Here is an 11714-nt window from a genome sequence, read left to right on the forward strand (position 1 = left end):
ATGAATGACACCTTCGCCGAACTGACGCAGGTCGGCGCCGACAGTCCGACCGGAGAGTTCTTTCGCCAGGCCAGGCGGCCGATCGCCAGGTCCGAGGAGTTCTACGCCGCGATCGGGGAGCTTCCGGCTACCGTGGACGACCACCGGGTCAGCCGCCGCCTCATGGCGGGTGACGGCTACGTCTCCTCGGGCACCGATCGGGTGCGGTACAACCGGGACGTGGCCGAAGCGGTGGGCGCCGATCGCGGCATCCTGGAGCGCGCCGAGGCCGCCGACAGCGAGTCTGCCGACGGGGTCCTGGCATGACCGCGAAGAGTTACCCGATGCTGTCCTTGGCCGCCCGGGACCTGCGCTGGCAGCGCACTCGTGTCTTCATGCAGGAGAAGGACATCGAATGCCTGCTCGTCTTCGGCCTCAAGGGCCGTGAACGGTACGAGGGTTACCTTGCCAACGAGGTCCTCGACGGCGTGGTCGTGTTCTTCGCCGACCGCGACCCCGTCCACCTCACCTGGACCCACCACCGGTACACCCGCCGCCTGGCCGCGAACATGCGGGACGTGCACTTCTGGATCGACGACGTTCGCATCGGCCCGTTCGGCCGCGGGGTCGTCGACGCGATCACCGAATCGGGACTGACGTCGAGCCGTATCGGCGTGGTCAGCCTGACCGGGAGCTCGGCAGGGGAAACAGAGGGGCTGATCACCTACATGATGTGGGACTACGTCCTGAAGAACCTGCCCGCCGCCGAATTCGAGGACGTCTCCCTCGCCTTCGCCCAGACGATGCTGCCGAAGACGCCGCAGGAATTGGAACTGGTCCGCTTTTCCGCCCAAGCGGCCGAGGAAGCGTGCCGGACCATGCTGGAGATCACCCGGCCCGGCGTGCGCGAGGCCGAGATCTACGCGGCCATCGTGGAGGTCCTGCACCGCAACTCGTGCGTCACCACCTACCCACACGTCATCATGAGCGTCGGTGCCGACGACCCGGGCTGGGCGCCACCCCACTGGACATACGCCGGCGGCCCCTCCCGGATAGTTCAGCCCGGTGACCTGGTCCAAGCCGAGATCATGTCCTGCTACGGCGGATTCGAGACGCAGGTTCAGATGTCGGTCGCCGTCGAGCCGGTGCCGCAAGTGCTGCACATGCTTCACGACGTCGCCCTCGACTGCTACGACGCCGGACTCGCGGCCTTGCGTCCGGGAACCGCTTTCCTCGATGCGGCCAGGGCCATGAGTGAACCGCTCCTGAAGGCCGGCCTCTACAACATGACGCCCCTCGTGCATAGTCTCGCCCCGGCGGCCTTCGTGGGACATATTGCCCTGAACGCCGTACAGATCCCAGGTCAGGACGCCAACCGGGTGTTCCACACCATTGCGCCGACGCGGGATCTCGAACTCGTCCCCGGTATGACGTTCGCCTTCGAACCCAATGCGTGCACCGGACAACATCGCGTCAACATCGGAGGCACGGTTGTCGTCGGTGAGAGCGAACCGGAGGAGTTCAACACCCTCCCATGTCGCATGAGCATCGTGTCCTGACGGGCGCTCGCCACCCTTCGCCGTGGCCAGATCGCGTTGATCTAGCTCGTTCTGCTGCGGTATTCCGTCGTCGCCTACGCCCGTCGGGGGTTCGGGACCGGTCGCCGCGACTGGTTGTACGCCGGGCCGGAACCACCGTCGGGGCAGCCAGGCCGGAATCGTCGCACCAACCAGGAGGCACCGTGACCCAGCACAACTATTCGATGACCGTGAACGGAAAGGATGTCCATACCAGTGACACCTTCGGGGTGGAGAACCCTGCCACCGGCCGAGTCTTCGCCCAGGCGCCCGACTGCTCACCGGCCCAACTGGACGATGCGCTGCAGGCGGCCACCGACGCTTTCCCGCGCTGGCGCGAGGACATCGCCACTCGGCGCACCGCGCTGCTCGCCGCGGCCGCGCGCATAGAAGAGGTCGCCGAGGAAATCGCGCCCCTGCTGACCCTCGAGCAGGGCAAGCCGCTGCCCGATGCCCGGTTCGAGCTCCAAGTGGTCGCGCTGAGCCTGCGCAGCACGGCCGCCCTCGACGTGCCACAGCAGGTGATTTCGGACGACGACGCGCAGCGGATCGAGTTGCTGGCCCAGCCGATGGGGGTGGTGGCGTTGATCACTCCCTGGAACTTCCCGTTGGGCCTCGCCGCGCTCAAACTCGCGCCCGCCCTGCTGGCCGGAAACACGGTGGTACTCAAGCCTTCTCCCTACACACCCTTGTCGTCCCTCGCGCTCGGAGTCGCCCTCCGCGATGTGTTGCCGCCGGGCGTGTTCAATGTCATCACCGGTCGTGACCCGCTGGGCGCACGGCTCGTCGTACACCCCGTCCCCCGCAAGGTGTCGTTCACGGGTTCCATCGCCACCGGTAAGCGTGTCGCGCTGGCGGCTGTGTCCGACCTCAAGCGCCTCACCCTGGAGCTGGGCGGCAACGATGCGGCCATCCTCCTCGACGACATCGACCTCGACCTGTACGCCGATCCCATCTTCTGGGCTGCGTTCGCCAACAACGGGCAGCTATGTGTGGCGATAAAGCGGCTCTACGTCCCACGTGCCCGGTACGCCGAGGTCGTCGACGCAATGGCGGACCGGGCGCGGTCGGTCAAAGTCGCCGACGGGATGTCGCCTGGTGCGCAGCTGGGGCCGCTCGCGACCGGGCCGCAGTTCGCCCGTGTTCAAGAGTTGGTGGCAGAGGCGCTGGCCAATGGGGCCACTGCGGCAGCCGGTGGGCGACCTCTGGACGGTGACGGCTACTTCTTCGCGCCGACCATTCTGAGGGACCTCGACGCCGGGGTACGGGTCGTCGACGAGGAGCAGTTCGGGCCGGTCCTGCCCGTGATGCCGTACGACGACGTCGAGGACGCGTTGGCCCGGGCCAACGCAACCTGCTACGGGCTGAACGGCTCGGTGTGGAGCGCGGATCCGGAACGGGCCGCGGCGCTCGCCACACGACTGGAATGCGGTACGTCCTGGGTCAACACGCATGGCGCACTGAGGCCCGACGTGCCCATGGGCGGGCACAAGTTGAGCGGGCTGGGCGTGGAGGGCGGACTGCCCGGTTTGTTGTCGTTCACTCAGGCCAAGGTGCTCCACATCATGCGCCCTTCGATGACCTGAACACACCACAAAACGTCCATACCCCCAACCATCGACAGCAGCTACGGAGAAAACCATGGCAATCACCGGACTCGGCCACACCGGCTTCTGGGTCGAAGATCTCGAGAAGATGCGCGACTTCTACACACGTGTACTCGGTCTCACCGTGACCGACGAGGACGAGGAACTCGGCATCGTCTTCCTCTCCGCGCGACCCGAGGAGGAGCACCACGAATTCGTGCTGCAGCGCGGCCGGACCGCGCCTGCGGGAGCCAAACTCACCCACCAGGTCTCCTGGCGGGTCGACTCGCTCGAGACCGTCATCGAGTTCCACCACCGTTTCCGCGACGAGGGCATTCCTGTCCAGCAGGAAGTGACCCACGGCAACGCCATCGGGATCTACTTCTTCGACCCCGAAGGCAACCGCAACGAGGTCTACCTCCGCGTGGACCGCGACGTGCGCCAGCCCTTCCGTAAGACGCTCAACCTCGATCAGGAGCCCGAGGCTGTCTTCGCCGATGTGGAGCGACTGCTCACCGAGGGGGGTCCTGCATATCAGCCTGTCCAGTAACCCCGTGCCATCGGAGGCCATTTCATGAGCAACGCATCCGGCCCCCCGGCCAGCATGCTCCCCCAGGTGCTGATCGTGGGGGCCGGCCCGACTGGTCTCACCGCGGCCAACCTACTCGGCGCGTACGGAGTGCGCGTCCTGCTCATCGAGCGCAACCCCGGAACCAGCGACGCCGCCAAAGCCATCAGCATCGACGACGAGTCGTTGCGCACGCTGCAGATCGCCGGGCTCGACGGCCCGCTGTCCGAGATCATCGTCCCCGGCACCGGGACCAAGTACTTCGGCGCTGACGGACGCCCGCTCGTCCATGCCCGGGGCCCTGGTGATCTGCGCCACGGCCACCCCTTCAAGAATCCCTTCGCCCAACCCGACCTGGAGCGCCTGCTGCGCACCGCGCTGGACCGCTACCCCCACGTGCAGACCAGGTTCAGTACTTCGCTGACCGGCCTGTCGCAGGACGCCGACGGAGTGCGCGCCATCCTCACGCCCACAGAGGGCAGTGACGAACAGGTCAGCGTCGCGTACTTGTTCGGCTGCGACGGCGGGCGCAGCACGGTGCGCGAACTGCTCGCTGTCCCGATGGACGGACGCAGCTTCCCGGAGGACGTCTGGCTGGTCGTCGACACTCTCGGCGACCCGCACGATGAACGCTATGGCATGCACCTGGGCGACCCGGCCCGGCCCACCGTGATCGTCCCCGGCCGCGATGGCAGATGCCGTTACGAATTCCGGCTGAGACCGGGGGAGTGCGCGGCAGGCGCGCCGCCGGGCTTCGACCTCGTCCAGCGGCTGCTTTCGCCGCACCGGGAGGTCGACTCCGACCAGGTGGAGCGTGCGGTGGTGTACACCTTTCACGCATTACTCGCCGAGCGGCTATGTGAGGGGCGGTGCTTCTTGCTCGGCGACGCCGCGCACATGATGCCTCCGTTCGCTGGGCAGGGCCTCAACTCCGGCCTGCGCGACGCCGTCAACCTCTGCTGGAAGATCGCTCACGCACTGGACGGGCGAGCGGGTGAGGCACTGCTCGGCACCTACGAGTGTGAGCGCCGCCCACACGCCCGAGCCTCGATCGAGCTCTCGGTGCGGCTCGGCAGGATCGTCATGACCACCGACGTTCGCCGCGCCCGGCTGCGCGACCTGCTCGTCCGGGCGGCTATGCGCACCAAGTCGGGTCGCCGCTACCTCACCGAGATGCGCTACCGCCCGTCTGCTCGGGTGAGCTCGGGCGCCGTCATCCGTTTTGACGGCCGCGCCCATCTGCTGGTTGGTACTCCACTGCCGCAGCCGCGGGTCCTGCACGGGCCGCACACCAAGATGACCCGGCTGGATGATGTCCTCGGCCCGGGCTGGAGCCTGCTCGGGGTCGGGGTGACCGACGCCGACTGGCACCGCGCCGACCGCGCCGGGCTGCCCGAAGGCATCCGGGTCGAGGTGGTGCTCGGTGACCGCGTTCCGCGTCCCGGCTCTGGCCGTACCGCTGTCGCCGACTACGACGGCCGCCTCGATGCCCTCTTCGGCGAGCTGGCCGGGAGCTTCGTGCTGGTCCGTCCCGATCGCCTGGTGGCGGCTGTCTTCGCCCCTGCCGAGGCCGAACGCGTCGGTGGCCGGCTCGGGCGCTTCGTCGTCCCCGGACCCGTCCCAGCGTCCGGCGTGGCGGCTGACACGCCGTTCACCGACTATCTTCCTGCCCTCGACAGCAAAGGAATCCGCCCATGAGGCTCAGTACTATTCGCACCGCAAACAACGGCACCGCAGCTGCCCGCCAGCAGGGTAGCGAATTCGTTGTGCTGCCCTATGCCGACGTTCGCGCCTTGCTGGCCTCCGGCGAGGACTGGGCGGAACGGGCCAGGACAGTTGACGGGACACGGATTCCGCTGGCGGCCGCATCCCTCGCCCCCTTGGTCCCGCATCCCAACAAGATTATTTGCCTTGGCCTCAACTATGCGAGCCACATCAAGGAGATGGGCCGCCCTACGCCGCAATACCCGACGCTGTTCGCGAAGTACGATGGGTCGCTCATCGGCGCCCACGACGACATCCACATGCCGACGGTCAGTGACGATGTCGACTGGGAGGCCGAACTCGGCGTTGTGATCGGCCGCCCAGCCCGCAACGTACCCGAATCCGGTGCGCTGGCTCACGTCGCCGGTTACACGGTCATCAACGACGTCACCGTCCGCGACTGGCAGCACCGCACCCGGGAGTTCCTCTCCGGCAAGACCTTCGAGGCCACCACCCCCGTTGGTCCCGTCCTGGTCACCCCGGACGAACTCCCGCGCGGTGCCGCGGGGCTGAACATCGAATGCAGCGTCGACGGGTCCACCATGCAGAAGTCCAACACGACCGACCTGCTCTTCGGCGTGGCACGCATCATCGCCTACATCAGCACCATCATCACGCTGCTGCCGGGCGACCTGATCGCCACCGGAACCCCCGGCGGTGTCGGAGCGGGCCGCGATCCCAAGGTCTTCCTGCGGCCGGGTCAGCAACTCGTCACCGTCGTCGAGGGTATCGGCGAGCTACGCAATGGCGTGGTCAAGGATCCCGCGGCGACGACGCAGACCATCGGTTGGTCGCCGGTGTAAGTGCGGCGCGGATCGGGGGCGTCGTGGCTGAGAAGCTCGGTTGGTCCTTGTGAGGCGCCACCACGGGGCTCGGCAGGGAGCTGTCGTCCTCCGCGGCGGCGCTCTCTCGCGGGCTGGGAAGGCGTTCGCCGAGGCCGGTGCGAGCCCGGGACCCTCGACCACGACGTAGCGTCGTGCAGGTGGGTGCTCGGCGAAGTCGTGCATCCGCACGGGCACCAAGACGGTGCACAGCCCGCCCGTGCCGCCCCGAAGGGCGGCTACGTTCAGAACGGATAGCCGGGGATCTCGCTCCGGACAGTGACCCACTGCTGCTCGGTGAACGCCTCGAGGTTGGCGGAGGTACCTCCATGGCGGGAGCCGTTGCCCGAGTCGCCGACTCCGCCGAACGGGACGGTCGCTTCGTCGTTCACGGTCTGGTCGTTGATGTGCACCAGCCCGCTCGGGATACGGTCGGCCAGCGCCAACCCCTTGGCCACGTCGCGGGTCAGGATGCCGAGGGAGAGTCCGTACTCGGTGTCCGAGGCCAGCCGGGCGGCCTCGTCGAGATCGTGGAACGCCACTACAGGCGCGACCGGGCCGAAGATTTCTTCCGCGTAGGCGCGGGCGGTGAGCGGCACGTCGGCTAGGACTGTGGGCCGGTAGAACAGTCCCTCGTAGGTGCCACCCGCAGCGAGTCGTGCCCCGGCGGCCAGGCTGTCGGAGACGACGGCATGGGTGGCCTGCAGCTGACGCTGGTCGATCATGGGGCCCATGGCGACCTCGCCTGTCATCGGATCGCCGACGGCCGCTGCGTCGGCACGCTCGGCGAGGCGGGCGGTGTACTCCTCGGCGATCGAGGCGTGCACGAGATGGCGGCCGGCGGCCATGCAGATCTGCCCGGAGTGGTGGAAGGAGCCGAAGGCGCCGGCGGACACGGCCTTGTCCAGATCGGAGTCGTCCAGGACGATCAATGCCGAGTTGCCGCCCAGCTCCAGGTGTACTCGCTTCAGCCGTTGCGCGGCTGCCGTTGCGATCGCCTTCCCCGCCCGGGTCGACCCGGTGAAGGCGATGACGGGGACACGCGGGTCGTCCACCAGCGTCGCACCGACGTCGGCGCCACCGGACAGGACGTGCAGGAGGTTATCGGGAAGCCCTGCCTCCTCGAAGACACGTGCGATGGTTACTCCGCCGCAGATCGCGGTGCGCGGATCGGGCTTGAGGACCACGGCGTTACCGAGGGCCAGTGCCGGGGCGACCGCCCGCATGGCCAGCGTCATCGGCGCATTGAAGGGGGAGATAACCCCCACCACACCTACCGGGCGCCGGCGCGAGAACGAGAGGCGGTCCTCGATCGACCGGAGTACTTCGCCGTAGGGAGCCGCGGCGAGCGCCGCGGCCTCGTGGCATTCTTCCGCCGCACCGATCGAGGTCTGGACGTCCGCGAATGGCCGAAGGGCGCCCGACTCGCGCACGATCCATTCCGCTATTTCCGCGTGATGCTTCTCGAACAAGGCGGCCGCGCGCCGCAGGATCTGGGCCCGCTCGACGTAGCGGAGCGACGCCCATCCACGCTGGGCCTGTGCTGCTTGCGCGACGGCACGGTCCACATCGGCAGGCGTGGCTGCGCCGACGCGGCCCAGCGTCTTACCGGTCGCCGGCTCGGTGGAGTCGTGCGGCTCACCTGTGCCCCTGACCCATCCGCCCGAGAAGATCCGCCCTTGCCAGTCGGCTCCGTCCAGAAGAGTCATGAGGTTCCGTTCTATGTGGTTCGAATGGGAGGACTCAGGGGTGGCTCGGCGCTTACGAGTTGACTGGTGTGTCTGTGCGCAGCGTGTGTCTCCGAACAGCCCGGCGCCGACACCGCCCCAAGCCGCTCGAGACGGCGGCCACGACGATGCTCGACACTGTCCTGATATTTCGGACTTGAGACGTATATTACAGGACTCCATCAGGGTCGACGTGACAGCGTCGACACCGATGTGATCGCAGTAGGAAAGAATCGCGAGCCGATCCACGACACGGTCGGAGCTGACAGTGAAGGAGGGGGACCGGCGGTCGGGCCGCCCGTGCTTCGGAGCCGGTGTCTCCGGTCGCCGATCAGTCCGCGACCGAGCTCAACCTGTCGCCTATTTCCTGTGCCGTCTTCAGGAGCTTTTGGGCGATCTCCGTCTCGGCTTCGGAGAACACCCGCGACGATAGGGCGGTGAAGCTCACTGCGGCGACCACCTGTTGTTGGTCGTTGCGGATGGGTGCGGCGATGCCGATGACGTCGGGATCGAGTTCGCCACGGGTGACCGAGTAGCCGGAGCGCCGGATGTGGGCGAGCCGCCTTATGAGGGTGTCGACATCGGTGAGAGTGGCGGGAGTGAAGCGTTGGAGGTCTGCGGTTTCCAGGAGCCGTCGAGCCTCCTCTTCGGGGATCCAAGCGAGCAGGACGAGCGCGGACGCGCCCGCATTGAGAGGGAGTGTGCTGCCTCGCTCATAGGTGATGCGCACGGCGCCCGACGCGGATTCCGCCCGGTCGACGCATACGACGAGCCCTTCGGTGCGCCGGGTCAGCAGAATGGTCCCGCCGATGTCGTCGGCGAGCGCGATCATCGCCGGCAGCGCCACTTCCGACAGGCCGTAGCTGCGCCGTGCCAGCCTGGCGATCTCCAGGACGCGCAGCCCGAGACGGAAGCCGCCGCCTGGCGCCTCTTCCAGGAACCGGCTGTTCACCAGACTTTGCAGGTAGCGGTACGCGGTCGAGCGGGCCACGCCGAGCCGCTCGGCCACGGCGTTGCCGGAGACGACGAGCTGGGCATCGGTGAACATGAGAAGGATGTCCAACGCCCGGTCGGCCGTGGAGTTGCGCTCACGGTAATTGGGGGACACTGATCCTGACATGCGCACACTCTAATCGGTCGGAGAGCCGCCACGCGTCCACGGGCACGGACTCATGACGGCACAATGGTGCGGCCCTCTGGCGAACACCAGGCTGAATCGTTGAAGGCAGGGCATGGGGAGTCGGACTCCGTTGCGTTTGTCGTGCAGCCGGGTGAGGCGTTCAAGGGAGAAGGTCAGCCCGGATCTCCTGCCGTGTCTCGCGCCGCCTGCGCTTACGCAGACCCAAAAGCGCGACGCTGCTCGCCACGCTCACCTTGCGGGGTCACGGGCATCGGTGCTTGACACGGTCGAACCCCTGCGCTTCAATCTGTCCTATATTACAGTATGTTGATCCGTAATATCAGGACTTGACGGAGAGCTGATAGCGAGGTCGTTCCCAGATGACGCGAGCAATCCGTCGCAGTCGGATCGAGAAGGGGGCCTGAACCCGACCTCCAGCGCCCCGCGGCCGATATTCAGCCGCCCCGCCCCGCGTCGTCGCCGAATTGCTGGACTGAATTATGACTTTCCTGGAAGGAATCGAAATGCACGTGGGAATGGCCACTGGAGCTCAGCACCCGGATGGCGAGTACATCGAGCGGACGAACTGGCCCGCGGCCAGCAGCGTCGACGGGGATGTGATGGGTGCCTCGGCGGTCGCCACCGGTGCGAGGCCGCGATGACAACTTTCGGATCGAATAGTGTGAGCAACCTTGATGGGACATGGTTCCGGCCGGAAGCGATCGCGCCCGAAACAGTCGAGTTCAACCAGCAGTTTCGCGAGCTGGTGAAGGGCCGGGCTGGTCTCGGCGCGGGCGGCGGCCTTCCGGTGCCTCCCACGATGCCTTCGGAGCGCGCGTACACGATCCGGATAACGGGACAGGGCGGCCACGAACTGGCTTTGCGGGTCATCGCTCCGGACCACCCCACGGGCGTCTACCTGCATTTCCACGGCGGTGGGTTCGTTCATGGCAGAGAAGGGCAGTCGGATCCGGTGCTGGAGCGGATCGCGCGGAATGCAAATCTCGCCTGCATCGGCGTGGACTACAGGCTCGCGCCGATGCACCCGCACCCGGCGGCATGGGACGATGCCGAATCCGCAGCGATGTGGCTGATCGAGAATGCCGAGTCGCTGTTCGGAACCGATGCGCTCGCGATCGGCGGCGAGTCGGCGGGCGCGAACCTCGCGGCCGCCGTTCTGGTCCGGCTGCGCGAGCGGTGTGGATCCACCGGGTTCCAGGCGGCGAACCTCGTCTTCGGGACTTTCGACCTCTCGATGACCCCGAGTCAGACGCTGATCGGCGCCGACGCGATACCGGTTCCGACGGAGGTCATACGAACCTGTACCGATGCGGTTGCGCCCCGAAGCGAACAGCGCCAGGACCCGGATCTGTCGCCCCTATACGCGAATCTGCGGGATCTCCCGTCCGCGTTGTTCACGGTGGGCACCCTGGATCCGTTCCTGGACGACTCGTTGTTCATGCATATCCGCTGGGTCGCGGCTGGCAGCCCGGCTGCGTTGGCTGTCTATCCCGGCGGCGTGCATGGCTTCACCTCATACCCCTTCCCCCTCGCGGATCAGGCAAACGATCGCATCGATGCCTTTCTCCAACGGGTTGGGCGGGGGTCGGCCGAGCCCCGATGACGATTGTGAATTCCCACTGATCACAGCTCTTCGGACGATCCCGCTCTCGCCGGATTCGAAATAGGTTGCGCTGCAGCCAAACTCGAAGTCGAAACAGCGCGACGCGCACGCAGAGCGCTGTCGGCATCGCCTGCCGTAGCCGGTAGAGCGTGCTGGTAGGCCGGTGCTCGGCTGTCTTGCCGTGTTGTGACGCGGTGCTATGCGTCTGTTTTCGGCGTCTTTGGGGCGCCCTGGTCCGGGTTTTCTCCAAGGGTGACGCAGATCGGCGGTCAGTCCGAGGGCCAAGCGCAAGCAGCCCGTGCCGTCGCTGGTTCACCCCTGCCGACAGAATCGGTTGCGGTTCCAGGTCGAGCGTGCCCCCATACCCGACGGCCTGTGCCCGGCCAGTGCGGTCGAGGCCGCCGATCTCGGTTGGAAGCGGAAACCTCTCCTCGTGTCGCGAGGAGAGGTTTCCGCCAGTACGGTCAGGGCCGCGGTGCCGCCGGAGCGTGGCCACTTTGGATCTCGTTGAACTTCTGCGCGGTCACGGCCAAGCCGACCGGCAGGCCGACGGCGACGGTGCCGATCATGCTGCCGAATGCGGCGGTGGTCGCCGCACCCGCGATGCAGCCTCCGACCATCCCCGGCACCGTCAGCACTGCCGCGGACATCACGGTTGCCAGGCTGCCGAGAGTGACCGCGCCGAGCGGGCAGCCGACCGCCGCACCGATCAATGCGCCCGCCGTGGCGCCGACGCTCGTGGCCAGCCCGGTGTATGGGCCCGCCGCGCGCCATGCCAGATTCAGATCGCCGACAACGTCCCCGGAGCCGCCGACCGGCACGGGCGCCGCTGCCGTTTCCGCCACCTGGACATTGCCTGCGACCGACTCGATCGGGGTACCGAGCACGTGGCGCTGGTCGGCGTCGCGCACATCGACCTGCCCGGCACGGGTGGTGACAGACCCGGCC

At 67.3% G+C, this 11714-nt stretch carries 9 protein-coding genes and 1 pseudogene; 7 read left to right on the forward strand and 3 right to left on the reverse strand.

The genetic code is table 11. The features are described from left to right. The 6 genes from ON44_RS36650 (at position 1) to ON44_RS36675 (ending at position 6277) form a co-directional block, all read left to right on the forward strand. Entirely contained in the window at positions 1-306 is a 306-nt protein-coding gene (locus tag ON44_RS36650; RefSeq protein WP_040699089.1) for a hypothetical protein, read from the forward strand. After that, the gene (locus ON44_RS36655) at positions 303-1538 is read left to right on the forward strand and encodes a M24 family metallopeptidase (protein WP_040699090.1); all 1236 of its coding nucleotides are present in this window, start codon (positions 303-305) and stop codon (positions 1536-1538) included. Before ON44_RS36650 ends, ON44_RS36655 begins: the two co-directional genes overlap by 4 nt. A 182-nt stretch (positions 1539-1720) precedes the next feature. Beyond that, the gene (locus ON44_RS36660) at positions 1721-3142 is read left to right on the forward strand and encodes an aldehyde dehydrogenase family protein (RefSeq protein WP_245567485.1); all 1422 of its coding nucleotides are present in this window, start codon (positions 1721-1723) and stop codon (positions 3140-3142) included. Between the two features lie 55 nt (positions 3143-3197). Beyond that, on the forward strand, positions 3198-3692 hold the full coding sequence (locus ON44_RS36665; RefSeq protein ID WP_040699092.1) for a VOC family protein: 495 nt from the start codon (positions 3198-3200) through the stop codon (positions 3690-3692). Positions 3693-3746: 54 nt separating this feature from the next. Beyond that, positions 3747-5408 carry a bifunctional 3-(3-hydroxy-phenyl)propionate/3-hydroxycinnamic acid hydroxylase gene (locus ON44_RS36670; protein WP_040699108.1) on the forward strand — a complete coding sequence of 554 codons (1662 nt, stop codon included), beginning with the start codon at positions 3747-3749 and terminating at the stop codon, positions 5406-5408. Next, the gene (locus ON44_RS36675) at positions 5405-6277 is read left to right on the forward strand and encodes a fumarylacetoacetate hydrolase family protein (RefSeq protein ID WP_040699094.1); all 873 of its coding nucleotides are present in this window, start codon (positions 5405-5407) and stop codon (positions 6275-6277) included. Before ON44_RS36670 ends, ON44_RS36675 begins: the two co-directional genes overlap by 4 nt. Positions 6278-6540: 263 nt before the next feature. On the opposite strand, the gene ON44_RS36680 is transcribed toward ON44_RS36675, so the two are convergent. Next, complete coding sequence (locus ON44_RS36680; RefSeq protein WP_040699096.1) at positions 6541-8004, reverse strand: aldehyde dehydrogenase family protein; 1464 nt, start codon at positions 8002-8004, stop codon at positions 6541-6543. 349 nt (positions 8005-8353) lie between these two features. Beyond that, the gene (locus ON44_RS36685) at positions 8354-9142 is read right to left on the reverse strand and encodes an IclR family transcriptional regulator (protein ID WP_040699097.1); all 789 of its coding nucleotides are present in this window, start codon (positions 9140-9142) and stop codon (positions 8354-8356) included. 682 nt (positions 9143-9824) lie between these two features. Between ON44_RS36685 and ON44_RS36690 the strand changes: the two genes are divergently transcribed. Further along, positions 9825-10766, forward strand: a complete 942-nt coding sequence (locus ON44_RS36690; protein ID WP_063721691.1) for an alpha/beta hydrolase — start codon at positions 9825-9827, stop codon at positions 10764-10766. A gap of 464 nt (positions 10767-11230) precedes the next feature. Here the strand turns inward: ON44_RS36690 and ON44_RS47395 are convergent. Further along, a pseudogene (locus ON44_RS47395) lies at positions 11231-11714 on the reverse strand (hypothetical protein); the annotation flags it as partial.

Origin of the sequence: Nocardia vinacea NBRC 16497 (assembly GCF_000308835.1) — a bacterium.
In the GTDB taxonomy this organism is placed as follows: Bacteria; Actinomycetota; Actinomycetes; order Mycobacteriales; family Mycobacteriaceae; genus Nocardia; species Nocardia vinacea.